The sequence below is a fragment of the Leptospirillum ferrooxidans C2-3 genome (assembly GCF_000284315.1).
Classification (GTDB): Bacteria; Nitrospirota; Leptospirillia; order Leptospirillales; family Leptospirillaceae; genus Leptospirillum; species Leptospirillum ferrooxidans.
Genome location: NC_017094.1, coordinates 223027 through 249452, shown reverse-complemented (window position 1 = coordinate 249452; position 26426 = coordinate 223027). Strand labels below are relative to the sequence as shown.

The window sequence follows — 26426 nt, the reverse complement described above, 5'->3', positions numbered from 1 at the left end:
GCCTCACTCATTGACACACAAGAACCCCATCATGAAGGAAAAGACGATTGGCACCCCTGTACCACGATAGAAAGCGGTCCTGAATCTCCAGAGGAGAAAAACCTTCCACCAGAAGAGAGCCCTGGTAGAGGAAACCCGACCGACCCATCCGGATGGCCCCTCCCAGAATTTTTTTCGAGTTTGAGATCAAATCCCCACAAACAGGTTCCGAAAAACAGGTTCCACGGCCATCATGCGCCCTTTCGGGCTTTCCACCAAGAGAGGATTCTATTCCCAAATCTCCAACAAACTTTCCCAAAAAAATATGCAGAAATCCATAGAGATCGACAAGAACCATCCGTGGACGAATCGGCATCATAAGGGAAAAACAGAGATCCTGACCATGGAGAACCGCACCTCCTCCTGTTGGACGAACAACCCAACGGCCATTCTCCACTCTCCAGTCTTCAGGTGGAGTTCCTCGATACGTCCGGCCAACTGTAACCTGCCCTGGAGCAATCCGGTAGGTTCTCAAAAGGCTATAAAAGATCTTGTCATCCTTTGAGAGAGTGGCCATTCCCTCCAGAAGAGATTGATCCATGCCCATTTGCTCCGATGCCCCCCGCATGTGGTCTGAAAAAAGCGGGATGGCGATTTTCTTTCCTGGGCGCAGCATCAATCCTTCCGGAGATTTCCAGAAGAAACAGTCGGATCTTTTAACACCGGGTCCCTGGCCGCCAGAACTTCATCCGGACGGGATACCGGAGTCCGCAACGGCGCAGAGAGAATCTCGGACGGATGGAGTGCTGCCTTTTCCACGATCCTTGAAAAATCCTCGGCAAATGCATCCAGCATGGACTTGCTCTCACACTCCGTCGGTTCGATCATCAATGCTTCCGGCACAATGAGAGGGAAGTGGATCGTTGGCGCATAATATCCCGCATCGAGCAATCCTTTCGCAAGATCACCCGCATGCACTCCGAACGCAGCCAGAGGCTTGGCAGAAAGAACAAATTCATGGGCGCACAAACCAGGGCCCTCCCCAGGCAAGACTCCATCGAGCTTTTTTTTCAGGTAGTTTGCATTCAGCAATGCATACAGAGCCACTCTCGGAAGCCCCTCCCTGCCCAGCAAAAGGACATAGGATAGAGCTCTGAGCAACACCCCGGTCGACCCAAGAAAGGATCGGACCGGACCAATCGAAGAGGAATCTTCCGGATTTGCAAAGGAGTAGACATGGTTCATCTTGACAATGACAGGTGTTGGCAGAAAGGGTGCAAGATGGGATTTCACACCCACCGGCCCTGAACCCGGACCTCCGCCGCCATGAGGAGTCGCCAATGTCTTGTGGGTATTGATATGAACAATGTCGAATCCCAGATCGCCCGGCTTCAGCACACCCAGAAAGGCATTCATGTTCGCACCGTCCATATAAACCAGTGCTCCGGCCTTGTGAACCAGACGAACAACCTCCGACAATTCCTCTTCAAAAAGCCCGAGAGTACTGGGCGCTGTGATCATGACCATGGCTGTCTCGGAGGACAGGGCTTTCTCAAGGGCTGCCGTGTCGATATGGCCGGATGGCTTTGAAGTGATTGAGCGAACAACCATCCCTCCCATGGAGGCACTCGCAGGATTGGTTCCATGAGCGGAGTCCGGAACCAGAATCACTTTTCTGGATGTTTCTCCCCTGGACTCAAAATACTTTCTGGCGATCAGGATTCCTGTCAATTCTCCATGGGCTCCCGCAGCAGGTGCAAGAGTCACGGCATCCATTCCCAAAAGGGACTTCAAAAGATCTGACAGGGTCCCCATCGCTTCAAGAAGTCCCTCCATCCCCTCCGGGTCCGTTCTTGGGTGAAGGTCAGAGAATCCCGGCAGCGAAGCCACCTTGTCGGATACCTTGGGGTTATATTTCATGGTGCAAGATCCAAGCGGAATAAAGTGGGTATCCACACCTCGGGAGAGATGGGAGAGATTTGTAAAATGTCTGACAACCTCAAGTTCTGAAAGTTCTGGCAGACACGGAGGAGAGTCCCTCATCGAAACCTCTGGGACTCCAAAATCCGTAGATCCGGAAACGCTTGGTGGGAAGACTCCCCTTGCGCCAGGCCTTGAGATCTCCCATAAGGTGGGATGCATATCCGGTCTTGCCGACCTCTCTTCACTGTTCGCCCTGATTGTCATGATTTTCTTCCTCCATGGCGGGCAAGCACCTTTTCAATGGTTCGTCCAAGATTTTCGATCTCTTCCTCTGTCCGCATTTCGGTCGCGCACCATAACATGCGGTTTTTCCCTCCTGGTGAGGGATACCCCGCCAAGGGGAGACCGGAGAGAAATCCCTCAGACAAGACCAGTCGACTGAGTTCTCTCGATTCCATAGGCATTTCAAGAATGAATTCATGAAAAAACGGAGTTTCCTCCCAGACTGCGGAAACACCGGGAATCGATAGGAGACGGGATCTGAGCTTTCTGGCATTTTTCATCGATCCAAGGGCCGCCTCGCGAAATCCCTCCGGGCCCAAAAGGGAAAGAGTCACCAGCGCCTGAATCGAGAGAAGTGTCTCGTTGGAGCAGATATTCGAATTGGCCTTCTCCCGGCGGATGTGCTGCTCTCTGGCCTGAAGGGTCAACACATAAGCTGTTCTGCCCTCCCTGTCCAGCGTCTTTCCCACAAGCCGCCCCGGAATTTTACGCATAAAGGGTCTTGCCGCAGTGAGGATACCCAGATAGGGTCCTCCTCCGGAAAGGGGGATTCCAAGGGGCTGACCTTCCCCTGTCGCCAGATCCGCACCCCAAGATCCGGGGGTCCGAAGGACAGCCAGAGAATGGGGATTTGCATGAAAAATCAGCAGGGAACCATTTTGGTGGAGTGCATCCGCAAATCCGGAAAAGTCCTCGACTGTTCCCCAAAAGGTCGGAATGGCTCCGACAAAACAGGCGGTCTGATCATCCAGATGGGCAATGACGTCCTGAAGCCTGGTTTTCCCTGATACAAGGGGGATGGGGTTCAGTGAACATCCGACTCCCTCGACATAGGTCTTGACCACTTTGGCAATATCCGGATCCACACCTTCGGAAATCAGGATTTTGGAACGCCCCTCTTGTCGATGGGCCACCAGACATGCTTCGGCCAGGGCTGTGGCCCCGTCGTAAACGGATGCATTGGAGAGATCCATCCCGTACAGATTCGCCATTGTCGTTTGATATTCGAAAATGACCTGGAGCAGACCCTGCGAAACTTCAGGCTGATAAGGAGTATAGGCCGTCAGGAACTCCCCCCTGCTCACCAGAGGTGAAACTGCTTGGGGGATAAAATGGTCATAAGCTCCGGCTCCACGGAAAATCGGCACGGAACCACCGGCCTTGTTCCGGGATGCCATCTCCTGCATGCGCCTTATCAGGGAAGACTCGGTCAAACCGGAAGGAATGTCGGAAAGGTCCGGCAGTACATGATCCTTTGGATAGGGAGCCAAGAGGTCTTCAAGCCTGTCCACACCAATTTCCTTCAACATTTCTCGGGTTTCGGAAGGTGTGTGCGGAATAAAATCAGCCATGACCGGGCTGCCCTCCCCCATCAGAAAGATAAGCATTGTAGGCTTTTTCATCCATCAGGGATGAAAACTCCGTTGGATCGTCCAGCTTCAATCGGAAAATCCATCCTTGCCCCAAAGGATCCTGGTTCAAAAGAGCCGGATTGGAGTCAAGTGCCTGATTTCCTGCAATAACAGATCCACCCATTGGAGCATAAATGGAAAATGCGGCTTTTACGGATTCAATAATAGCCGCCTCACCTCCCTTGGGGACTCTCTTGCCGATTTTCGGAAGCTCGACAAAAACAACATCGGTGACTTCTTTCTGGGCAAAATCGGTTATTCCCACAGTTCCTTCCGAACCACTTTCGTTCAAGGCAATCCATTCGTGCGTTTGGGTATAACGTTTTTCCACAAGGTCCTCCTTAGATTTGAAACATATTCAATATTCAACGGAATCCCGACATCAAAGGGAATTCAGTTCAATCCTCCCTGAATGAAAGGACGTGTGCGAAATACGATAGGCAAGGACTGGTCATGTATCCGAACATAGGCAGGAGCCCCGACAGAAAACTCTTCGGCAAAGGACCTGTCCAGGTAAGCCAGACCAAACCCTCCCCCCGCAGCGGGAGAATATCCGCCTGATGTCACAGTCCCGGTCACTTTTCCTGTCGTTGCCGAAGACACAATGCAATCGGTTCGGGGAATACCTCTCCCCTGGACAGAAAATCCGACCAGAAGTCGATGATTGTCATGATGAATGGGGTTACCCTTCTCATCAAGAAGGATTTTTCGACCAATAAAGTCTCCCTTTTTCAACGATACCGCGAATCCAAGACCTGCATCAAAAGGGGTTGTTTCTGCCGTAAGCTCCTGACCGTAAAGAGGATATCCCATCTCAAGCCGCAGAAGATCCCTGGCCCCGAGTCCACAAGGCTTGAGGCCGAAGGCATCCCCAACGGAGAGACACTTTCTGTAGATACGGGATACCTCCTCCGCCGGTCCGAAAAACTCCCATCCATCTTCACCCGTGTATCCGGTCCGACTGACCAGAATCTCACCACCGGGTACAGTCATTAGAATGGCACCACGTCTGGGAAGCTCGACAGCGCGGGGTTCCACCAGATTCAGAATCTCCCTGGACGCCGGTCCCTGAAGGGCAAACCCCACATGTGAAGGAGAAGGGTCTTCAAGTGTGACCCCCTGAGGCAAATGATCTCCAATCCATTTTCTGTCGTCCTCCCGGTTTGAGGCATTGACGACCAGATCAACTCGACTCTCGGAAAAGCGGTAGGCCATAATATCGTCGATCGCTCCTCCGGCCTCATTGGAAAGGATCCCGTACAGGGCCTTTCCCGGTGAAACGCCCAGAAGATTTGATGTCATCAGGCGGTTCATCGCATCGGCAGCACCTTCCCCACTGAGCACAAATCGGCCCATGTGGCTGATATCGAATAACCCTGCGGCGGTCCTGACTGCCTGACATTCTGCCGTTATGGAAGAAAAACGGACAGGCAAGAGGAACCCGTGGAAATCCGTCATATGTCCACCCATTTCCTTGTGGAGGCCATCAAGGGGAAGAATAACGGGGCTACTCATTTCAATTCTCCTTTTTGGAGGCGATTGGCAAGGTACGAACTTCGAACGAGGGCGCCAGAAAGAACCTCCCTGATTCCCATGTCAATAGCCCATTTTTTAAAATTTTGAAAGCTTTCCTCAGGAAGGAAACCCTGGACAGGCTTTGAATGGCCTGTTGGAGGAATGTATTGACCAATCGTGAGAATTTCGACACCGGAAAGGGAGAGGTCCCTGATGACTTCCCGGATTTCCCTTTCGGTTTCTCCGCAACCCACCATAAAACCGGATTTTGTAAGCAGACCTTTTGATCTTGCCAGAGAAAGGAAGGAAAGAGAGCGGTCGTAATCTCCTTGAGGACGGAAAGAGCGCGTCAATCTTCTGACTGTCTCAATATTGTGGTTGAAAACATCGGGTCGGTCATCAAGAAGAAAATACGCTTCCATCGGCCATCCCCCGTCTGTTGACAGGAACTCGGGAACAAGAAGCTCCACAGTGACTCCCGGACAGGAGTCCCTGATCGTTTTCATCACCCGTCTGAAGTGGCCGGCCCCTCCGTCCGGAAGGTCATCTCTCGCAACGGATGTCACAACCACATGGTCAAGCCCGAGCCTCCTGACGGCAGACGCAAGACGTTCCGGCTCGTCGGACAGCTTCTCCATCGAAACAGGCTTGCCTTTGGAAACACCGCAGTACGAGCAACCCCTGGTACAAACATCCCCCAGGATCATGAAAGAAACATGTCCCTGTCCGTAGCACTCCGCCCTGTTTGGGCAAGAGGCTTCTTCACAAACGGTGGCCAGGGAGAGCTCCGACAGGACTTTTCCGACAGAAAGAACCTTGGGGGTCGGAAGGGGACGCTTCATCTGTTCGGGAAGACGCTCTCGCAAGAGGATAAAAGACTTGGAATCAGGGAGTTGCATCGGCGAGGGGGCTACCTACTTCCGCATGAGGCGGGCTTCAAAATACCATCGACAAACCGGTATTGGAAACCGGAGGAAAAAAACTTATTGCCGTGATTTTAGTCAATGGATTGGGGAATTGCAAGAATCAAAAACAGTGTAATATCTATAATTTCATTTTTAAACGAATAAAAAATTATTTATTCATCATTTGCACTTTTTCTGAAGACTGGATAATCTTCATTCATGCCCTTTCTTGATAAGCCACACATTCAGCACTTCCAGAGATAAGGACGACCTTGAACATATGGGTTGATGCAGATGCTTGCCCCCGTGCAATCAAGGACATTCTTTACCGTTCGGCCGACAGGACAAAGATCCCTCTGATACTTGTCGCCAACTCACCCCTCGCAACACCACGCTCATCGATGATCAGCACATTGACCGTTCCCAAAGGGTCAGATATGGCAGACAAGGCCATTGTTGAAAAAGTCGAATCGGGAGATCTGGTCATCAGCGGCGATATCATTCTTGCGGATCTGGTCATCGCCAAAGGCGGATCAGTCCTGTCACCCAGGGGAGATGAGTTCACCTTAGACAATATTGGGGAATATCTATCCACAAGGACTTTCATGAGCGAGCTCAGGAGTGCAGGCTTGGCAACAGGAGGCCCTCCTGCCATGACAAATGGAGACAAGGAACGCTTTGCCAATCGTCTGGAAACAACTCTCAGACGATTGAGGGCCCTCCAGGAGAATCGGTCATAGATTGCCTCACAGACACATGCTCGGGTAGAATGCGGGGATTGTTCCAATACTATCGGGGCCCCGAAAAGGGGCTACATTCGAAAATGCATATCTAACTCAGGGAAAACAGGCAGAACCATGCTCGAAATGATCAGAAAATTTGCCATTGAAAAGCCAAAGGTTCTGGGAGGACTGATCCTCTTCATCGCATTGATATTTACCATATCGATGGGCTGGTGGGGATTTGCGAATTCCCGCTCCTCTCAAGGTGATATCGTCGCCAGAATCAATGGAACACCCATAAAAAGTACAGAATTTGCCAGGGACTTTTCAATCATGAAGAACAATTACCAACAGATGCTGAATGGTCCCATGGGCTCAAAGATTCTCAAACAGCTGAACTTTCCTGGACTTGTCCTGAGAAACATGATCTATAGACAGTTATGGGCCGACGAGGGAAAAAAACTCGGATTGGTAGTCTCCGATGAAACCATCATCCGTGAAATTTCACAGATTCCTTTTTTCATGGATGGAACTCCACCGCGATTCTCAAAACAAATTTATACCCGCTTCCTGACCGGAACCCATCAAACGGCAAAACAATTTGAGGAATCGATCCGGAAAGACCTTCTGGTTCAAAGGGCCCAAGTCATTGTCAGGGCAACGGCCGGATCCCCTTTTCCACAACCGGGTTCACCTGCTCCACCGACAGCATCGATGATCGACCAGCAAAAAAACATGCTGAAGCTTGAGGAGGAGACGGTCCAATCCTTTCAGACACAACTTGAAAATAGCGCAAGTATCAAGATTGACCAGGATGTGCTGAAAAAAGTTTCACAGGCTTTGCTTTAAGAAAAAGGTCCCCACCGGATCCGGTGGGGACCTTTTAACCCTCTAATATCCCCATCTAAAAGAAATTCACCCCGACACCGGCGGTGATAAACTCCCAAGGCTGTGCCATCGTTCCGACGCCAACCTCCCTGTACCGAACATCGAGAAAAAACTGTCTTGCAGATGATAACGGGGCATTCAGCATCATTCCCACATCAAAGTAAGTATTCGCAACTCCGGAAAGAAGAGCCTGACCAAAATCCCCTTCCAGATCAAGGGACATGTAGGAAGTTGCAAAAAGATTGACCAAAAGACCACTGTAAAAAGGGAAGATATTGTTCGGGAGAATAGAACTGGTCTTTGACTGATTCAGATAATCGATTCCGGCACGAACACCGACATCTTTCGTGAACCAATACTGGAGATCAACCCCACCGCCATAATACATGTCCCCATTCGATCCCGGAACATTGACGGGATCAGCTCCCTCAACCTCTATTCCCACTCCGAAGGCATTGGAAGAACCCGGAGATGCATGAACAAGCGCAGGGAACCCGAAAAGCATTGAAAGAGAGATGACCAAAAAAGATCCAATAATGAAAAAACCTTTCCTTAAGGAAACCATTTGAAGCTCCTTTTTAAATGAAGATGAGCAATGTTTTTGGAAAAAATCTCCACACTCTCTTCGGCAAAAACTCTCCGGAACAATATCTTTCTGATCTTGACCGCGCATCCCCCATTCAGCAGTAAAACAAAGACTGACGGTTGTCCAGAGCCCGTTTCACCGCTACAATGGAGCAAGGCACTTGATTGTTAACCCCGCGCAATCATAAAGATCCTCACCAGGAAAAATTGGGACCATGAATACTCATAAATATTGAAAAGAGGGAGGAGAGTGGGATGTTTGGATTGTTTGGAGGAGGAAACGATTTACAGCTTGACCCAAAGGAGCTGAAAAAGAGGATCGATGCAGGAGAAGAGCTGATCCTTCTTGATGTAAGGGAAGATTGGGAACACTCGAGGGTCAAGATCCCCGGAGCAAAGCATATTCCACTTGGACAGCTGAACAGGGTCCTGGGGGATATTCATAAGGAAGCCACTGTGGTGGTTTACTGCCACCATGGAGCCAGAAGTCTCCAGGCCTGTATGGCGATGAAAAAGGCAGGTTACGAAAAGGTTCAGAATCTGAAGGGCGGAATTGATGCGTACGCCATCCACGTGGACCCGTCATTGCCAAGATACTAACCAATCCCCTCAGGATGTCTCTTGAACATCCTGAGGAGTTTTACCGCAAAAAACAGTTTTCAGGATTTTTTGGGTGGCAATGTATGAGCTGGTGGACGTCCATAAACGGGAATTTCGACGATACCTGCCAAACTTTCCAGATGAGTGATCCAGTTTTCTCTCGGAACCTTTTCGAGATTTTCCTCACGGACACGCATCCGCCCGTTTCCTGGAGGAATAATGACATCGTATTCGTTTGCCTTCCAGTATCCCCTCGTCCGGCTTTCAACGATCCCCAACTGATTGGTGACCTTTACCAAAACAGTTTCTCCGGACTGAAAATGATAGGCAATTGGCCTGTATTCCAATGGTCACCTCTTTTGATTAACGGATTGATGGATGATCAACATCAAGACTGCTTATAATAGCATATCCTGAAGAAGAGCATGAACTCTCCCGCCTCCAAGCTCTTCGCGGCTTCCGGAGGGTTTCCCGTTTTGTCGGTCCCTCCGCAGGCATGTATTTCAAGACCTTTCCGGCCCTGAGCCCCCTGTGGAGATTTTGGCATTTGAAACGCCGAAGAGACCGCATTTCGATCTGCATCATATTCATCCTATACTATGATAATATGGAAACGATAGCAGAAAAACAGGTCGTTCGCTAACCCCCTCTTGTCCTGGGACCGGAAAGAGGAATGCGTTCACCGTTTGTTCAAAATTCCTGATAGGACTGACTCTCCGAACGAGTAAACACACCGAGTCTATAATGATAAAGATCACCACCAGCTGTTTCTTCCGACTGATGTAACAGTTTCCAGTTTGGCCCCATAACCCTAGAAAAGTCATCCTGATCAAAAAACACATCATAATGATCCCGATGGAAAATCCAGTTCCGCTTTCTCTTTTCTCCCGGATAGTGTTGGAAAAGCTCGGAAAAAGCTCCCAAAAGAAAAACTCCTGATGGCTTGAGGATCTCACCAATCCATTCGGGATATTTTTTCCGTTGCTCAAGCCGCATGTGGTGCAGAACTCCGAAATCCAGAACAACATCAAAGCTCCCACGACGAAATGGAAGACTAAAGAGCTCTCCATTGACCAGCGATACTCCCGAAAAAGCGGGATCACGCCTGACTCCGATCAGGGGAGCCATTACAGAATCAAGGCCAACGGTGTGGCAGCCTGAAGAAAGCGGAGGAAGAAGGTTTCGACCCTGACCACAGCCTATCTCAAGAAACCTCATTCCCGTTTTTAAAAGCCCCATTTCACCCGCAATACCCACCACTTTTGAGGCCCCAACCTTCGGCCATCCGGTCTTTCCCGAATCATAGGCCTGTTGAAAGAAAAACCGTTGCCTGTCATACGGATTCTCATTTATCAATTTTTTTCCTCCGTTGAGGCTCCATGCTCAAAAGACTCTCCAGCAATATGTTACAATAGGTCAATCGGACTGGATATGCGCCAATTAGACTGACCAAAGGGGGGGGACATGTCGATTCTACTGGGCCATTCTTCTATCCGCCCCATGACAAGCGTCCTGCAAAAGGTCAACCAGATTTGTGAAAAAGAAATGATCGGGTTTGCCCTTCTTTCCAAAAAGGGATTCTTACGGGCTGCCGACAGTTTGTTTCTTTCTTTCCTGGACAAAAAAATCATTTCCGTCGGAACGATCCCACAAGCGGACATTGAAAAAACATTTCTGACCAAAATACTCCCGGCGAATGCCAGCCAGATCAACACCTGGATTCGGGGAAATACTCCGGCTTCCGGTGGGCTCTGGCAGACATCCGTTCCTTTCGGCGAAGCGTCTTTGGAACTTTTTCGTGCCGCCATCACTGACTCCGATGAGGAAGCGGTCCTTTTTTTTAGAGTAGCAAACCATTCAGCATCTCTCGACAACTCCTTATCCCGAATCTTTACAGAACTATCCGAGGAAATGGCATCCATTCTTCTTGACTCGCTTGATCATGAGAAGATTCTGGAAACGCTTGCCGATCCATTCTGGGAAGAATCCAATCTGCCAGAACCGCCAAAAATATTCCTGTGGACCACCTCAAAATGGCAGAAGAACTCTTCGCTGATCCAAGTCTCGACAAGAACTTCGGCCGATCATCAGATGCCGATTACCACAGCCATCTCAGCCATTATCCCTGAACAGGTCATCCAGTCCATATCCATTCCTGTCTCCCGGTCATTCTTTATCAAGGAAGCCGACCCGGAAAGCATTCATATGATTATTCCCCTTTTCCGGGAAACATCTCATCTGGGTTGGATGCTCCAAAAATTGACCTCTCAAGAACAGAAAGAAACAAGCAATACCCAACATATCCAGCAAAAAGCCAATGACCTGACAAGAAAAATTTTCAGGAACAGGGAAGAGCTCCGGTTGATCAGCCCGCTGAATCGTGATCCTGACTCAGCCCTTCTGTCCAGAAGAGGATTGATCGACGGACTTGCCGACCTGATTGAAATGGCCTCACTGAGACATCAGGGAGTGGGCGTCATAGGCATCACTCTTACAGAAGCGAGAGGAGTCTTCCCATTGGTTGAACACCTGGAGCTATTTACCAGGTACTCCGACCTTTTGGGAAGAATGTCTCCCATGGAATTTCTGGTTTTCCTTCCGGACACATCAAGACTGGGAACAGAAAAAGCACTCGCCAGAATGAAAACGGCACTTTTGGCAGAAGTGGCCGGGAATAGCAGTCTACTGGCAAAATTCACATCTTGTCATGCTCCGGAAGATGGAGCATCACCACTCAAGCTTCTGAGGGCCGCCTTTCAGGAAAGCCCCCAGACAAGAATGGACATCCGAGCGAAGAATCCATTTGGATAAGTCGGCGGAACCGCAACCTCCAATACAAAAAGAGGAAAGTCATGATTGATTTCGACCCGAGAGACCCAAACCAGACAACCAAAAAAGACCGGTCCCTATTCTGGATGCTCCTTCCGATCGCAGTCATTTTTCTTTTGATCATGGGAACCAATCTTTGGCACTTGGCCCATCAGGATTTTGTCGGCTTTGCAACCCAGCATAAGGAAATTCCTGCCGGACAAAAACATTAACGCTTATTAACCCGCAATATGTTTCAGTTCTGATAAAAACTCGGAAGTAAATCGGCCGCTCATGACGGAAGCAACGGGGCCTTCCATCCGGATTTCTCCGGTTTTCGAAACATCAATCGTCAATTCCCCCCCTGGCATTGATACACGAACAGGGCTTTTGACTTTGCCAAGGTGAACCGAAACAGCTGCAGCAGCGCAAGAAGAAGACCCGGAAGCCAGAGTATAACCGGCTCCCCTTTCCCAAATACGGATTTCAATCCGATCCTCGCCTGTCACTTTAACCATCTGTGTATTGATTCGACGAGGAAAAAGAGCATTATTTTCAATCGCCGACCCCCATTTTTTGATCCAGTCTTCATCGATCTTGTCCACAAAAAAGACAAAATGAGGATTCCCGACCGAAACAGCCGTCCCCTTGAGCCTCAAGTTCGGTGCAAGATCAATTTCTCCTTCAATATGAGGAGACAATGCACCTTTGACACCAACCTTATCCGGATCCAGCGTATAGTTTCCCATATCCACAAGAACTCTTTTCACCAGTCGATCCTCTCCCAATGTCACCTTGGCAGAAACCATTCCTCCCAAGGTTTCGATCTCGAAAGATTCTTTTTTTGCATAACCGTATTCATACAGGAACTTCGCAAAGATCCTTAGCCCATTTCCGCTTTTCTCCGCTTCGCTGCCATCCGGGTTAAAAATACGGAGGCCAAAAGGCTCATGATCCCTGGTTAAAAGCAATATTCCATCAGAACCCACACCATAATTCCGGTCACAGATCAGTCGAATGATTTCAGGAGACCACGAAAGACCGGGAGGTGGAGCCGTCATGACAATATAATCATTTCCCAATCCATGCGACTTGATAAAATCCTGTTCCAAAGCCATTTCAAAGATCCTTTCCGATAGGGTTAATGTTCATGATGTTCAACGGTCACAGTCTTGGTGCGGGTGACTGGGGAGAACTCGATGGATGGCGGGAATTATTGCCGAGTGCCTGGGCCTCAAGCGCCATATCCAGATCTTTTTGGGCTCTTGGGTCAGAGGGTCGTATCAGCAATGCCTCGCGAAATGATTGGACAGCTTTTCGAATCTGATTGTTCCTGAAATAGGCTTCTCCGTGTGCAATATGCGTATTGACCTGTTCCAGAATGCGTTTTTTGAGTTCGATTGCATCGTTATCTGACGGATCAAGCAGAAGGGCTCTTTTGACGGACCGATAGGCGCCAGGCAGATGGTTTGAAGAGAGTCTGGTTTGAGCCAGGTGCCGGTACGCCCAGGACAATGTCCGGTCAAGCTCGGGATTGGCCGGTCCCTCTTTCCTCAAAAGGAGCAGTCGGGCAGACAATGACTCCCATTGCCTTCCCATCTGGTTCTGAACCTCGATCAAAATAAGGAGATGCCTGCGGGCTCTCTTGGGAATGACCCACGACGGATCCAGACGGGCCGCCTGGGAAACCTTGGACAAAGCTTCATTCAGATGCCCCACCCGTTCAAGCTGCCGAGCCTCCCCCATCCGGTAGATGGCCTCGTCCCTCCCAATCTGGTGATCAAGCCCCAGCAGCAAATGCTGATTGGTTGCAGTCAGATAGGGATATTTTTTCCATGCCTGGTCAATCGCTTCCGCTTTTGAAAATTGATTTTGGGATAAATCCACCCTGGCATCCTTGTATGCATGAAGGAATCGAGCGTTATTCTGGACCACAAGAGCATTATTCTTTTCCGGTTGAGCCATCATGCATCCGGGAAAAAACAGGGATCCCCCCAAAAGAAACATGCCAAAAACGCTGACAAGGCGCTTCCCTTTATCCAAATCACACCAGTCCATCATGACCTCTCCCCGATGGTGTCCATTTCACGATATCCTCCATCTCAAGGACCGAGCCATTGAACTCCCGTCCACCGGTCCAAGACAGATACCTTACAAATCGGGCGATATCAAAAGCAATCCGCGAAGGGGAAGGCAAGCTGCCGGGATCCTCGAGAGGATAGGCGAATTGCCTCATCTTTGTTCTCATTTTACCGGGATTCAGGGTTGCAGCAAAAAAAGGCTCTGGCAGATCCGAAGCCAGCGTTTGGGAAAGCGCTTCGATACAAAGCTTGGAAATGCCGTAGCTCCCCCAACCGGAACGAACCCTTCGGCCGACTCCGGAGGAAAGAAAAAGATGGCCACCACCAGGGTTTGATACGATCTGCCGGGCCATCAGATGGCTTGAAAACAGGAGGGGAGCTTCGACATTGACAGCAAAAGCCCTTTCAATATCTTCCCAAGGCTCTTCCCATAAAGGATTTCTCGAAGGGAGTATCGAAGCATTGTGGATGACAAGCCATGGAATCATATCTGCCCAAGGATCTTCCCGGAGGAATTTCCGGCAAGCGGAAAGATCCGAAAGATCCAGAACAATTTGCTCATAGCGAAACCCGTTAGCGGGCAAATCAGTGGCCGGAGCAGAAGAACGGACAAAACCCAGCACATCAAACCCGCACTGAAGAAGTTCTGATGCAAGGGCTTTCCCCAAACCGTTTGACGTCCCCGTTACCCACACGATTTTGTTCATTGGCTCAGGAAGGACGTTTTGCGTTTTCCTGAATCTCCTGAAGTGTTTTGCAATCAATACAAAGTGTTGTGACTGGTCTGGCCATCAGACGTTTTTCTTCAATTGGTTCGCCACACTCTTCGCATATGCCAAAATCACCTTCCTTGATCCTTTCGATAGCGAGATCAATCTTCCGGAGAAGGTTCTTCTCCCTCTCCTTCAGACGGAGAGAAAACGCCTCATGCTCTTCTCTTGTAGCCATATCTGTGGGATCAGGAGTCAAACCGGCAACATTGGCGACACCGATACCAACAACCCTTCCCGCCTCTTTCAGGATTTGATCCCGCTGATCCAGCAAAAGCCTTTCTATGCGAGAAAAGTCCCGACCACTACTTGGCTGTGGTGGAGAATCCTGACCTGAACTGCCAGAGGAAAACTCGTCCATTGAATGACTCTCCCTTTGAACATCAAAAAAGACGCCACAGTCCGCGGCAAAGAACTTGCCAAGCGGCATGAACCCATTCCATCATATCGACTATACACAGCAAGGGACAATCCTTCAACAATCTTTCCGTCATCATTGTCAAAGTGGGGGTCTTCGTTGCAAAAAAATGCTGGATTTGTTAGCCATGGAGCGCCGGATATCATTCTCGGAACCGACAGGGCCTTGCATTCCTGGCAAACTTACCTGAAACCCGAAAAGAACTACAGGGCCATTGCCGTCATCTCCGCCCATTGGATGGAAAAAGAACTCACCATTTCAGGCAATCCCCACCCAAAAACCATTCACGACTTTGGAGGTTTCCCGGAAGAGCTCTATCAAATGCGCTACCCAGCACCCGGATCCCCTTCGGTTGCCATGAACTTGAACGAAAATCTGTCCAAATCCGGATGGATATCCAAAATGGAGAACAATAGGGGGTTAGACCATGGAGTCTGGATTCCCCTCATGACAATGAGCCCGGACTCTCAAATCCCGGTTGTTCCCATCTCCCTTTCACGAGAGATGGGAACAGGGGAGATGTTTCAGTTTGGACGGGACCTTCATGATATCGCTGGGAACGATCTCTTTTTTCTGGCGAGCGGAGGAATCACCCACAATCTTTTTGAGGCAAGGGTCACCACCGGAGGAAACGCCCGGTGGGCTGAAGAATTTGATGACTGGACTGTCAAGACCGTTCAGGCCGGAAACTGGGATGACTTGATCCATTACAGGACCGCCGCTCCATACGGAAGCAGGAACCACCCCACTGAAGAGCATTTTCTTCCGCTTTTGGCTTTTGCCGGATGGGCAAGCCGTTCACTGGAATGCTCCCCGGAAAGAAAGATCTCCGTCCCCAACAGGGATATCTCCTACCATTGCATTTCCATGACAGGCTTTCTCCTGGAATCCACACAGTAGCCGGGCAAGACTCAGGAGATCTCATCGCCGGTAAAGCCCTTCGGAGCCTGTGGCAGCTTCCCTGTCAGGGAATACACCACAGGCAGTACAAGAAGGGTAAAGAGAATGGCTGTCACGACTCCTCCCACAATAACGATCGCAAGAGGTTTTTGAGCCTGATTGCCGATTCCGGTTGAAAGGGCTGCCGGAAGAAGTCCAAGACCCGCAAGAAGCGCTGTCATCAGGACGGGCCGGACTCTAAGCTCCCCGCCCCTTGTAATGGCTTCGGCCATTCCCATTCCTTCCTGCCTCAGTCTTGTTACAAAATTGATCAGGATCATGCCATCCTGGATCGCAATGCCAAAAAGCGACAGGAATCCGATTGCAGCAGAAATGGAGAGATGATGTCCCGTCAGGTACAGGGCCCAGACCCCTCCGGTAAGGGCAAATGGCACAGAGAGAAGCTGTACAAGAGCATACCCGACAGATTGATAGGACCAATACAAGAGCAAAAACATGATCGCAACAGCAATGGGAGCCAGAACAAGAAGACGCGACTGGGCTTCCTTCATCTCCCTGTATTCCCCGTACCACTGGATCCTGTAACCGGTTGGCATTGGAACATTTTTTGAAATGAGGCTCTTGGCTTCATCGACCGCGCTACCGATATCCCGATGTCTCACCGAAAACTTCACAGGGATATAGCGGGAATTCTGCTCCCGGAAGATATAGGAGTTTCCGTTCTTGACCTCAATCGTCGACAGCTGGGAGAGAGGAATATGTGACCCGTCCGGAGTATCCACCAAAATGGATCGGATGGCCTTGATATCCTTTCGGTATTTTCCGGCAAGCCGGATTGTCACGTCAAAACGCTCCTCTTCTTTCAGGATCTGGGTCACAGCGACTCCACCCACAGCGGTCTGGATGACATTCTCCACATCCTGGGCATGAACTCCATAACGGGCACAGGCGGAGGGATCGACACGAATGAGAAGCTCCTGACCCCCTCGAATCCTGAAAATCCCCAGATCGGTCATTCCCTTGACGGAAGCCAGGAGAGAAACGGTCTTCTGGGCAAGTCGCTCAAGCTCCTTCGGATCCGGACCAAAAATTTTCAGGCTGTTCTGCCCCTTGACCCCTGAGACAGCCTCTTCCACATTGTCTTCAATATACTGGGACACATTAAACGTCACTCCCGGAATTCCGTGAAGCTTTGTCAGGATTTCCTTCTGGATCATCGCTTTGGTCACGCCGGGACGCCATTGTTTCTCGGGTTTGAAAAACACGGCAAACTCTGCGTTCCAGAACCCTCCGACATCATAAGCATCATCCGGACGTCCTTCCTCAGAAGTCACAACCTTGATCTCCGGAGTCTCCAGAATCATTCTCCTGATGCCATCCGTCATTTTTGCCCCGTAGGGAAGACTGACCGATACGGGATAGGTTGCCCGGATATAAAGGTTGTTTTCCTCTAGTTTAGGAAGAAACTCCGTTCCAAGCCTCGGAAGAATGATCAATAACGTCAAGATCAAGAAGCCTCCGGCCAGAGACAGTGTTACAGCCTTGTGCGCCAGAACCCATGATAGGAGAAACCGGTAGGATCTCTTTACAAGACGCATCAGCAATGTATCTTCATGGGGAGCAACATTGGAAAGAGCTGACGATGAAATTGCGGGAGACAGGGTCATCGACAAGATCACTGCCGCCAGAAGACCTCCCCCCATGGTATAGGCCATGGGGGTAAAGATCTTTCCTTCAACCCCCTTCATAAACAAAAGGGGAACATAGGCCGCAAATACAATCATCGTGGAAAAGACCGTCGCTCCCTGCACTTCCGTCACTGCTGAAAAAACAATCGACCGGGTGTCCGTTTTATCACCAGATGGACGTTCCATCAGATGCCGGTAAATATTTTCCACAACGATGACCGAAGCATCCACCAAAATACCGAAATCGATCGCTCCCAATGACAGGAGATTGGCAGATATGCCTTTGAGCTTCATGAGGGAGAACGCTGCAAGAAGGGCAACCGGAATCGTAATGGCGACAATCAGGGCAGACCTCAAATTTCCCAAAAAAACGTACAATGTCAAAAGAACCAGAGTAATACCCAGAGACAGATTCTCCAGAACGGTATGAAGAGTCCATCCCATCAATTCCGTTCTGTCGTAGAAGGTATTGATCCTGACCCCTTTTGGCAGGTCATGGGCCCGGATTTCCGCCACCTTTTTGTGAACTCGCTCCAGAACATGACGGGTATTTGCACCGCGCAATAAAAGGACAACCCCTTCGACCGTATCGTTGTTCAAATTTCTTCCCACCCTGCCAAGCCTGGGCTGGGGGCCGATCTGAACGGTTGCAATATCCCTGATCAAAACGGGCGTTCCCTTGACCTCCGCAACCATGATCTTGCCAATATCATCACGATTGCGCAAAAGTCCGATACCCCTGACCACCTGGGCCGTTTCACCAAAGTTCAGGACATACGCCCCAACATTGTTGTTCGCTGCAGACACAGCATTCATCACCTGGGAGAGAGTCAGGTTGTAATCTCTGAGTCGGCTCATATCCACCAGGATCTGATACTGTCTGATCCATCCGCCCATTCCCGATTCGTCAGCCACTCCGGGGATTTCCTTGAAACGCCGTTCAAGAACCCAGTCATCCAGAGTTTTCAGCTCATCGAGTGGCGCTCCCGAAAGGGTGTATCGATAGATCTCACCGGTTGCGGGTGTATTGATATCCAGCACCGGAACGATACCGGCAGGAAGATTGGCCTGAGCCGTCCGGTTATAAATGCGGTGCCTGGCCTCAAAATCATTCACTCCATCCGAAAAGATGGCCATCACGACGGAAAGCCCGTACATGGAGATGGATCGCTGTGCCTTCATGCCAGGAGTGCCGTTAATCGCAATCTCAATGGGCAGGGTGATCTGTCTTTCCACTTCTTCCGCACCACGACCGGGCCACTGGGTCAAAACCCTTACCATAAGGGGAGAAACATCCGGATATGGCTCGATTTGGAGGTTCTGATAGGAAACGACACCCAGAACAACAACCACAACGCTCAACAGATAAACAAAAACCCTCTCCCTGAGAGCCAGTTTCAGAAGTGTTCTCATTAACGGACCTGTCGCTTTCGTGGTTGGGGCAGCACCCCGCGGTTCTGTAGGTCCTGACGAATATTTTCAAGAAGGATCGCACCAGATGTCGCAACCGCTTCCCCGGAAGAGACTCCTGAAAAAACCGTCATTTCCCCGTCCGACTCATCACCGGCAGAGACCTCCCGAGTCACAAACGTTCCAGGTGCCGTTTCAACAAATACATGGTATCCCTGATCGTCCCTGATAAAGGACGCATCAGGAAGCGCAATTTCTCCCGTTGGCCGGTCAAGACTGATGATAACCGAGGCAAACATCCCCGGCTTCAGCAAATTATCGGGATTTGAAATTTCCCCCCTGACATGAAATGTTCTTGTTGCCGGATCGACCATCCCGCCCAGATAAATGATCTTCCCTGCAAAGCTCATTTCGGGATAGGCCACTGTATGCACATTGATTTTTTGCCCCTGGCGGACAAGAGGCAGATCCCCTTCAAAAATATCCATATAGACCCAAAGCTTGGACAGGTCCGCAATGGTCAGAAGCTGATCCCCCGGATTCATGAAGAGACCTTCTCTCAGCTGGGAGTTGAGGATTGTTCCTGCCCTGGGAGAATGAATCGTCAGGTAAGGATCAATCTTTCCCGTTTTGGAAAGTCTTGTCAGGTCCTTTTCGGAAGCCCCCATCAGCAAAAGCTTCTTTGCCACCGCCTGGATATAGGACTTGGCTTCCGACGCGTCCTGGGATGTCTTCGCCACCCTGAAAGCATTCAGGTACTCCACCTCAGCCGTTACAAAGTCAGGACTATAGACTTTAGCCAAATCATCGTTTTTTGAAACCCGTTGCCCCTCAAAGGCCAAGATTTTTACTTCTCTCGCAGCCACTCTGGCAGAAATGACGGAAACCTTTCCTTCGTCAAAGTTGATCGTTCCGGTTCTCCGGATCGTTCGGGAAATTCTTCGGGGAACGGCAACTTCCGTCTTGACCCAACCCGCCTTGATCTGCTCGGGGGTCAATGTCAGGGGAATGGAGTCCGGTGGTGATGCAAAAACAGGATGGGGATGGATCCATCCACCCGGGACAAACAGTGACATCATCAAAAACCCCAACGCCAAAAAACCTCCAAAGTTCATCACTTCACCTCTTCCCGACCTTCCGCCCCGACAACTCCCCCGTTCAGTTCAGGGAGAGATTCTCCAACCGCCGCTTCAAGATTTGAAAGGGCCTGGTAATATCCGATCAGATTTTGATACCCGGCATAACGGGCCTGCTTGTAGGCCTGTATTGCGCTGATCAGGTATAAAAAATCGTTTTTCTGGTTTTCATAACCCGTCAAAGCCAGATCAAAGGCCAGTCGTGTCTGTGGAATGATTTCACGATCGCTGATTTCATACTGCCGATATCCCAGAACAACCTGTGAATAGGAGTTATCCACATTGAGCCGAACTTGCATCACCTGCCACTGATATTGAAAATTTGCAGACCTGACCTGATCTGATGCCGAATCGACCTGTGGCTTTTGCTTCATCATGGCGAAGATTGGCACATTGACCTGAAGACCAGCGTAATAACAGTTCAGACCGGAAAATCCATAACAGGACTCCCCACCCATCGACCCCTCAAACTGGAAATCCGGAAGGTAACCCATCTTTGTCAGGGTCAGCTGATGGCGATTCAACTCGAGGTTGGTCTCACTGGACAGGAGATCCGGACGATTTTTCAGTGCCTGGACTTCAAGTCCGGGAAGAGGTCTGGAAAACGCTACAGGTGCTTCCGGAGAATCGATCTCGATCGGAGTGTCTGGAGAGTAAGCCAAAAGGGCATTCAGCTGGCGTCTTGCAATCATCTCCGACATCTCGGCTGTAAGCTGGTCCAGCTTGGCCTGTGACAGCTGGACCTTCGCATTGACCACATCAAGGATCTGGGCCGATCCCACAGACAGCTTGGTTCTTGTGATGTCCAGAACCCTCGCCAGCCAATTTTGCATTTCAAGGTTCAAGGAAAGAGCTTTCTGGGCCAGAAGCAACTGGTAGCAAGCCATTTCCGTCTGGTTCCGGAGAGAGACTCTTTGGGCCCTGTATGCCAGGTAGGATGTCTCCGTATTGTCCTTGTTGATCTGGTATCCGATCTCCGACTTTCCGGGAAACAGGACACTCTGGGTGATCGCCCAGTTATTCCCGGACTGATAAGGAAGCCCCTGACCGTTGGGGCCATTCCCCTGTTCTCCTGCTCCAAACAGGTACTGGATCTGTGGATCGGCAGGAGCCAGGGCTGTTACCTCGAGTTTTTTGGTCGATTTCCAGGACGCCTTGTAGGCCAAGATATCCGGGTTTTTCCGCAGGGCGATATCCACTGCCTGAGCGACCGTCAGCCTTCGTGCCACCGGAGAATGAGCGCTTTGCTCTTCTGCGATTTTGGGACTGGGATTCTGCCCCACTTCCGTTTCGGCAGATGCCGCATAAGACTCCCCAGAGAAAAGGATCATGAATAGAGGCAAAAAGATCAGAACAGATCGAAGCGTTTTTAAAAAAGTCGGCATGCTATCTCCCACAGGGAAAACCTCTTCCGGATGACAGTCTATGGTTCTTCAAACGATAGTCCTCAAAAGATCCAATCAAAATAGAACCACTTTCATTTCATAAACAAGTTTCATTTTCATCAAGAATTCATCATTTCGATACTATGTATCAATTTAAAACAAAATACAAGGGGGGAGTATATAAACGAATGCATGCTCAATCGTTACCTATCACGGTTCAAGCTTTTTGGCATAGTAAGCAGACGCGATACCCAGCACCCAAAAATCATCCAGCATCCCAAAAAACGGGATATGGTCAGGAATAAAATCGATCGGTGTCAAAAGGTAAAAAAGAGCACCATAGGCAACCAGCTTATCCGGAGAGGACAGACTTTTTGAACGAACCACCTTCCACAAAAGTGTTATTCGCTCTGACCATTCCTCTCCCAGACCTTTGAATGACGAAACCTTTTTCGAATCCTTCTTGACCTTCTTCTGCTTCTCGACAGATGAGCCAATCTGGGAAAGACAACCAAGGATACGGTCCTGGGAGACCTTCTCTCCGACTTCAAAACCCTTGGAGAGGCCAAGGTTCTGGACTGCCGCCTGATATTCATTGGAAGGAGCGTCGGCAAGAATCTCTCTCACCACCGGCAAACCCGGATCCAGCCGATTTTCAGCAATAAGCCTGTAACAGGTATCTCGAATAGCCGCAACATAGACAGAAGGAACAACCATTGCATCCTTCCTCAGCCAGCGACGCAAGGTCATTCCTGAAACACCAATCATTTTTCCAAGCTCTTCAGGAGAACATCCTGTCGCATCCAGAAGTCTTAACATTTGTGAAGTTTTCATTCGCAAATGTTAATTAGAGGAGTTTTGGTTGTCAAGAGAAAACACATTTCAAGTTTCCTGGAACAACGGAGGGATACTAATACGGTGTTGCATGGTAACCCATTTTTCGAAGAAGCCAGCCATAGAAAAACGTCGTATAAAAAACATACCGTTGTCCCTGAAAAGAGGCATCCGCTCCATACGGGCTTTGGTAGGCAAGGCTGACCTGATACCAGTCCGCCTGATAGTTCATCTCGTAAGACAGGTACCCCTCCGTCCGACCGTAGTACCCGTTATCCGAAAGGTTGACCAGAGTTCTCGATTCAACAGCTGGCGTCAAATGGGCAAGGAAAGAAGGAACGTTGACACCGATGATATCGTGAAGATAGAGAAGGCTGTATTCAATTGCCCCGTCAAAACGGATAGAGTCCTGAAAATCATAGGTTCCCATATAGTCGGACAAAGCCATCGGACCAGCCCCGAACGGAACGATCCCCGCCACATCGGTCTGAAACGCAAAAGGACGAATCCAAGAAACAGGAACGTCACCGAGTCCCTTGTTAAAAACAAGGTAAGAGTAGAGTGTAAATGGATTCCCCTGACCGACAGGCGTTCCTCCGACAGGAACAATACCCCTCATGATGAACGTCGTAAAAATTTCATGAGGGTCATTTTCATACATCAGATACTTCCCCTGGATCCCGGCATACTGAAACCCGGAATAAGGATGGTTGGGCGTCCAGAGATCAATATAATGGGTATCAACCCGCAGACTGAAGTGATGAGTGATGCGTTTTTCCAGCATCACGGGAGTCGTAAAGGCACTGCTTCTTCCCGGCATTCCGCCAAAAGCGGGCATAAGGGTCAACTGATTATCGATATCTCCATCCTTGACAATAAGGGGTTCAATAAAGATCCGGTTACCCGCATGAGCAATCCCGCTTGAAAGCATATTCGTCGTGGTTGTCGCGGAAGGCAAACCACTAGGATGGTCGCTCATGCCACCTTGCCCGGAAACAGGCGATGTCTCAGCCAATGAACCGAATCCCCATGGAACCTCAAGCCCCGGGAAGGGAGTGGGAACCCCAGAAAGATCCATGGCACTCTCCGCATTCACCGGAGCCACCCCGAACAAAAGCAAAAAAAGGACTGGGAAAAATACATTAAGGCGGAACGGAAACGACATTGATTCTCCTAAAGACATAAAAAAAGACAACGATACTTCCCGGGCTCAGAATGGATAAAAAATCCCGTTCTCCCAAAATCAGTAATGATACTATGTCTCATGTATGATATGGATCCTATCCCTGAAATGGAGAACTGTCAAGCAAGGTCTCCTTGGAAACAATATCTTGAAGAAAGATATTTCCCCATTTAAAAAGCGATGTCATATAGTATAGAGCCCTATACTATAGTATTGTGCAACCACTTTTTCATCAACCACTTCCCCCAATAAGCCTGGGCAATAACTCAAGAATCCGGAAGATCCGCCCCCCCCGAAACAACCACCGATTCATCGAAAGGACAAATCTCCTGCAGCCTTTTTTCAACAGTCCTGATATCAACATGACCAAGAGATAAAGCTCTGGAGTATTCGTTGACACGATCAAGATGCCATTGTATTTGTTCACCAACTCTCTTTCTGGCAAATTTATCGACTCCACCGGACAAAAAGATAGGTCCACGACACACAAAGAAGGACCGACCAAAGGGCCATGGCAACAGGAATCCGTCCCAGCTTTTGAACATATGGACCCGTGTGTAGGATACTGATAGGCAATAAAGAGGGCGACCTGTTTTCAGGGCAAGGTAGGAAACACCTTCCTTGACTATTCCGGCGGGACCCTTGGGACCATCCGGGGTAACAACAAGTGTCATTCCCGGGTCGCTCCCGGCGATCAGTATATCCGACAGGGCTTCTTTCCCTCCCCGGGTTGATGATCCCCTGACACACAAGATGCCAAAGATACGAAGGAGTCCCGCAATCAGATCGCCATCTTTTGAACGGGAAACGATGATTCTGGAGCGCCCTCGCAAACCCTTCCAGGCCAGCGGCATCAAGAGACCCTGATTATGCCAGAATGTCACAAGAACACCATTTCCATCTGCCGTTTTGGACCAATAGTCCTGAAAACCGATAAAGGTCTTCTTGTTCGTTATCCAGATCAACCGGACAATAAGAGAACCGATAAGACCTAATATGACGTACCTTTTTTTAAGTTTGGAAGATTTTTCCATTTGACCACGGGGATCCAGTTTTTCGCCTCCAGACAGGATATTCAATATGCTTCTTTATGAAAATCGCAGTCCAAGAGCTTTTTTTGGACCACCATTCCCCCCCAGGAAGATTTTCGACATTCTCGAGAAAACCATGGGACCATATCAGGGATTATTCTATCAAAACAAGCGACTGGTCCTCTATTCACCAACACTCAAGGGAATCTGGAAATATGTTGGCCATGAGAGATCTCTGGACGATTTTCTGGAGCACCTTTCCCAACATGTCACAATTGGTGAACGAAGCCACCTGAACGAGTTTCTAGAAAAAGCCGAACACCTTGAATCCTCCATAACAGACCGGTTCATCTTGGTGCCAAACTCAATGGGGGAGTTTTTGTTTTTGGGCATTATCCTGACCCACACACCATTTGGTACCCACCTGTCCTTATCTCCTGCATCCGATCTGAAGGAATGCGTTGAACTGCAAAAGACGATAGACACAAGCAAACTCAAGTCTCTTTTTTCTGCGCTCGGGACATGGTTTGAGGATGCTGAAACAGAAGAACTGATTACCCAGGCAATCAACCTCCTCCCGGAAGAACTCTCTCTCTCTCTCCATATTCACCGCATCAACACTTATATCGGGGTCGGAAAAGAAAAACAGGGAGCTCACCTTTTTTACGAAAACCGATCCGGAAAATGGATCAGGGACATATTTGACTCTGAAGAACCCAGCGGGTACATCCCCACCATGCGTCTACAAGCCTACATGGAAGGGGTCGATGTCATGATGAGAACACCCATGTTCATAGGACAGGTTCTGCCTCTTTTCTGGGTTTCCATCAGCCATCAGAAACTCAATCAGTTTGGCGTGGACCAGTTTTCATCCTATTTGAGGGAATTCTCCCGCCAGTCGGTCATGAGCGCCCAACAGTTCCATAGCCCCAAGTTCCATTTCAGCAAGTTTTGGTCAGGCCAGGGTTACGCCCCCCATGGCCTCATGCCCATCGCCAAACTCCTTTCAGAGAATACATCCACCGAAGCGGGCAATACTCCGGTGTTACCCATATGGGGATTAAGCCAAGCCACCCTGCCAGGGCTTCAAAAGTCCCACAGGATCCCCGACCCGCTTTTTTTGGACTGGGAGAAGGGATTGGGAATCATCATGCTAAGGGGCTGCTCCCTTGAGCAGGCCACATCGGTGGTCTGGAAAAATATGAAATCCCGCATCAAGCTTCCTATCGATCCACCGATGCGCCTATCGGACTTTTTGAATCTGGAATAGAACACCATTGCCCGACTGACCTCGATCAGAAGAAACACTTTTCCTCGGGTTCCCGGCGTGGTAGGATCTTTCAACAGAATTTTTTGTCCTTTTATCAGGATCTGATGTTTTAACAAGGAGCCCGAGAAATGAGCGAGGAAGATATCCATTTGGACCTGAGGGGAGTCAAATGTCCCTTCAATTTTGTAAAAACCAAGCTTAAGCTTGAAGGGATGGCCCCGGGCCAAGTCCTCAAGGTTGTCTTGGATCCAGGAGAGCCCATCAAGAATGTTCCCCGCTCCGCGCAGGAAGAAGGCCACGAGATCCTATCCATTTCGGAGCGGCCGGACGGACTTTTCGATCTTCGGCTCAAAAAGGCATCGGCGTGAAAGCCCCTCAACACATCCTGGACAAGCCATGAAATTCGGGATATTACTGTCCACACACCCCGACAAGGGAGACGGGCCGGCCGTACAAAACCTGATCCAGGCAGCCCAGAAATGCGGAGATACGGTCTACCTCTACCTTCTCGACGAAGGCACCCGATTTATTCCTGAGGAATGGGTTCAAAATCTGCCAAGCTCCGCGGTACATGTTTATAGCTGCGCCTATGGAGCTCAATCCCGGCGTATCAATGATCCAGGGAAAACAACCTTTTGCGGTCTTGTAATGCTGACACAAATCATGGAAGGATGCGATCGCTTTGTCTCCTTCAACTGACT

28 protein-coding genes are annotated in these 26426 nt (G+C 49.7%); 9 read left to right on the top strand and 19 right to left on the bottom strand.

Annotated elements, in window-relative coordinates; translation table 11 throughout:
- Positions 1-7: 7 nt before the first annotated feature.
- The 6 genes from LFE_RS01305 to LFE_RS01280 all read right to left on the bottom strand — a co-directional run bounded on the left by LFE_RS01305 (position 8) and on the right by LFE_RS01280 (position 6010).
- Positions 8-655 (bottom strand): lipoyl protein ligase domain-containing protein, encoded by a 648-nt coding sequence (locus LFE_RS01305; protein WP_014448473.1) that lies wholly within the window; start codon positions 653-655, stop codon positions 8-10.
- Entirely contained in the window at positions 655-2166 is a 1512-nt protein-coding gene (gene gcvPB / locus LFE_RS01300; protein WP_014448472.1) for an aminomethyl-transferring glycine dehydrogenase subunit GcvPB, read from the bottom strand. The genes LFE_RS01305 and gcvPB overlap by 1 nt, the downstream gene beginning before the upstream one ends.
- Positions 2163-3536, bottom strand: coding sequence for an aminomethyl-transferring glycine dehydrogenase subunit GcvPA (gene gcvPA / locus LFE_RS01295; protein ID WP_014448471.1), 1374 nt, complete (start codon positions 3534-3536; stop codon positions 2163-2165). The genes gcvPB and gcvPA overlap by 4 nt, the downstream gene beginning before the upstream one ends.
- Positions 3529-3927, bottom strand: coding sequence for a glycine cleavage system protein GcvH (gcvH, locus tag LFE_RS01290; RefSeq protein WP_014448470.1), 399 nt, complete (start codon positions 3925-3927; stop codon positions 3529-3531). Before gcvH ends, gcvPA begins: the two co-directional genes overlap by 8 nt.
- Before the next feature lie 62 nt (positions 3928-3989).
- Positions 3990-5111 carry a glycine cleavage system aminomethyltransferase GcvT gene (gene gcvT / locus LFE_RS01285; RefSeq protein ID WP_014448469.1) on the bottom strand — a complete coding sequence of 374 codons (1122 nt, stop codon included), beginning with the start codon at positions 5109-5111 and terminating at the stop codon, positions 3990-3992.
- On the bottom strand, positions 5108-6010 hold the full coding sequence (locus LFE_RS01280; RefSeq protein WP_014448468.1) for a lipoyl synthase: 903 nt from the start codon (positions 6008-6010) through the stop codon (positions 5108-5110). The genes gcvT and LFE_RS01280 overlap by 4 nt, the downstream gene beginning before the upstream one ends.
- A 278-nt stretch (positions 6011-6288) precedes the next feature.
- Here LFE_RS01280 and LFE_RS01275 point away from each other — a divergent pair, with 278 nt between their 5' ends.
- Together LFE_RS01275 and LFE_RS01270 are read left to right on the top strand one after the other, a co-directional pair.
- Positions 6289-6756 (top strand): YaiI/YqxD family protein, encoded by a 468-nt coding sequence (locus LFE_RS01275; RefSeq protein ID WP_014448467.1) that lies wholly within the window; start codon positions 6289-6291, stop codon positions 6754-6756.
- Positions 6757-6873: 117 nt separating this feature from the next.
- On the top strand, positions 6874-7587 hold the full coding sequence (locus LFE_RS01270) for a SurA N-terminal domain-containing protein (RefSeq protein WP_014448466.1): 714 nt from the start codon (positions 6874-6876) through the stop codon (positions 7585-7587).
- A 55-nt stretch (positions 7588-7642) separates the two neighbouring features.
- Here LFE_RS01270 and LFE_RS01265 read toward each other — a convergent pair whose 3' ends face one another.
- Positions 7643-8191, bottom strand: coding sequence for a hypothetical protein (locus tag LFE_RS01265; RefSeq protein ID WP_014448465.1), 549 nt, complete (start codon positions 8189-8191; stop codon positions 7643-7645).
- 275 nt (positions 8192-8466) lie between these two features.
- Here LFE_RS01265 and LFE_RS01260 point away from each other — a divergent pair, with 275 nt between their 5' ends.
- Positions 8467-8811, top strand: a complete 345-nt coding sequence (locus tag LFE_RS01260) for a rhodanese-like domain-containing protein (protein ID WP_014448464.1) — start codon at positions 8467-8469, stop codon at positions 8809-8811.
- 59 nt (positions 8812-8870) lie between these two features.
- Here LFE_RS01260 and LFE_RS01255 read toward each other — a convergent pair whose 3' ends face one another.
- Both LFE_RS01255 and LFE_RS01245 read right to left on the bottom strand, forming a co-directional pair.
- The gene (locus LFE_RS01255) at positions 8871-9158 is read right to left on the bottom strand and encodes a hypothetical protein (RefSeq protein WP_014448463.1); all 288 of its coding nucleotides are present in this window, start codon (positions 9156-9158) and stop codon (positions 8871-8873) included.
- Positions 9159-9501: 343 nt separating this feature from the next.
- On the bottom strand, positions 9502-10167 hold the full coding sequence (locus LFE_RS01245; RefSeq protein ID WP_014448462.1) for a class I SAM-dependent methyltransferase: 666 nt from the start codon (positions 10165-10167) through the stop codon (positions 9502-9504).
- A gap of 108 nt (positions 10168-10275) precedes the next feature.
- On the opposite strand from LFE_RS01245, the gene LFE_RS01240 reads away from it, so the two are divergent.
- Together LFE_RS01240 and LFE_RS01235 are read left to right on the top strand one after the other, a co-directional pair.
- Positions 10276-11622 (top strand): nucleotidyl cyclase domain-containing protein, encoded by a 1347-nt coding sequence (locus LFE_RS01240; RefSeq protein WP_014448461.1) that lies wholly within the window; start codon positions 10276-10278, stop codon positions 11620-11622.
- 41 nt (positions 11623-11663) lie between these two features.
- Positions 11664-11852 (top strand): hypothetical protein, encoded by a 189-nt coding sequence (locus LFE_RS01235; RefSeq protein WP_014448460.1) that lies wholly within the window; start codon positions 11664-11666, stop codon positions 11850-11852.
- Between the two features lie 6 nt (positions 11853-11858).
- Here LFE_RS01235 and dapF read toward each other — a convergent pair whose 3' ends face one another.
- The 4 genes from dapF to LFE_RS01215 are packed head-to-tail and all read right to left on the bottom strand — an operon-like array spanning position 11859 to position 14831.
- On the bottom strand, positions 11859-12737 hold the full coding sequence (gene dapF, locus LFE_RS01230; protein ID WP_014448459.1) for a diaminopimelate epimerase: 879 nt from the start codon (positions 12735-12737) through the stop codon (positions 11859-11861).
- 46 nt (positions 12738-12783) lie between these two features.
- Positions 12784-13677 carry a hypothetical protein gene (locus tag LFE_RS01225; RefSeq protein ID WP_232502543.1) on the bottom strand — a complete coding sequence of 298 codons (894 nt, stop codon included), beginning with the start codon at positions 13675-13677 and terminating at the stop codon, positions 12784-12786.
- Positions 13664-14407 carry an SDR family NAD(P)-dependent oxidoreductase gene (locus LFE_RS01220; protein WP_014448457.1) on the bottom strand — a complete coding sequence of 248 codons (744 nt, stop codon included), beginning with the start codon at positions 14405-14407 and terminating at the stop codon, positions 13664-13666. Before LFE_RS01220 ends, LFE_RS01225 begins: the two co-directional genes overlap by 14 nt.
- A 4-nt stretch (positions 14408-14411) precedes the next feature.
- The gene (locus tag LFE_RS01215; protein WP_014448456.1) at positions 14412-14831 is read right to left on the bottom strand and encodes a TraR/DksA C4-type zinc finger protein; all 420 of its coding nucleotides are present in this window, start codon (positions 14829-14831) and stop codon (positions 14412-14414) included.
- A 156-nt stretch (positions 14832-14987) separates the two neighbouring features.
- On the opposite strand from LFE_RS01215, the gene LFE_RS01210 reads away from it, so the two are divergent.
- On the top strand, positions 14988-15788 hold the full coding sequence (locus LFE_RS01210) for a DODA-type extradiol aromatic ring-opening family dioxygenase (RefSeq protein WP_014448455.1): 801 nt from the start codon (positions 14988-14990) through the stop codon (positions 15786-15788).
- Positions 15789-15799: 11 nt separating this feature from the next.
- Here LFE_RS01210 and LFE_RS01205 read toward each other — a convergent pair whose 3' ends face one another.
- From LFE_RS01205 to LFE_RS01180, 6 genes are all read right to left on the bottom strand, one after another.
- Positions 15800-18889, bottom strand: coding sequence for an efflux RND transporter permease subunit (locus tag LFE_RS01205; RefSeq protein ID WP_014448454.1), 3090 nt, complete (start codon positions 18887-18889; stop codon positions 15800-15802).
- Positions 18889-20001 carry an efflux RND transporter periplasmic adaptor subunit gene (locus LFE_RS01200; RefSeq protein ID WP_014448453.1) on the bottom strand — a complete coding sequence of 371 codons (1113 nt, stop codon included), beginning with the start codon at positions 19999-20001 and terminating at the stop codon, positions 18889-18891. Before LFE_RS01200 ends, LFE_RS01205 begins: the two co-directional genes overlap by 1 nt.
- Complete coding sequence (locus tag LFE_RS01195; RefSeq protein WP_232502542.1) at positions 20001-21407, bottom strand: TolC family protein; 1407 nt, start codon at positions 21405-21407, stop codon at positions 20001-20003. Before LFE_RS01195 ends, LFE_RS01200 begins: the two co-directional genes overlap by 1 nt.
- Positions 21408-21617: 210 nt before the next feature.
- Entirely contained in the window at positions 21618-22226 is a 609-nt protein-coding gene (locus tag LFE_RS01190; RefSeq protein WP_014448451.1) for a YkvA family protein, read from the bottom strand.
- 91 nt (positions 22227-22317) lie between these two features.
- Positions 22318-23406: a hypothetical protein gene (locus LFE_RS01185; RefSeq protein WP_014448450.1), complete on the bottom strand. Its 1089-nt coding sequence runs from the start codon at positions 23404-23406 to the stop codon at positions 22318-22320.
- A gap of 284 nt (positions 23407-23690) precedes the next feature.
- Positions 23691-24458, bottom strand: a complete 768-nt coding sequence (locus tag LFE_RS01180) for a lysophospholipid acyltransferase family protein (RefSeq protein ID WP_148272506.1) — start codon at positions 24456-24458, stop codon at positions 23691-23693.
- Positions 24459-24504: 46 nt separating this feature from the next.
- On the opposite strand from LFE_RS01180, the gene LFE_RS01175 reads away from it, so the two are divergent.
- The 3 genes from LFE_RS01175 (at position 24505) to LFE_RS01165 (ending at position 26424) form a co-directional block, all read left to right on the top strand.
- Entirely contained in the window at positions 24505-25725 is a 1221-nt protein-coding gene (locus LFE_RS01175) for a hypothetical protein (protein WP_014448448.1), read from the top strand.
- A gap of 128 nt (positions 25726-25853) precedes the next feature.
- A complete protein-coding gene (locus LFE_RS01170; protein WP_014448447.1) occupies positions 25854-26093 on the top strand; it encodes a sulfurtransferase TusA family protein in 240 nt (79 codons plus the stop codon).
- A gap of 28 nt (positions 26094-26121) precedes the next feature.
- Positions 26122-26424, top strand: a complete 303-nt coding sequence (locus tag LFE_RS01165) for a hypothetical protein (protein ID WP_014448446.1) — start codon at positions 26122-26124, stop codon at positions 26422-26424.
- Positions 26425-26426: the final 2 nt, after the last annotated feature.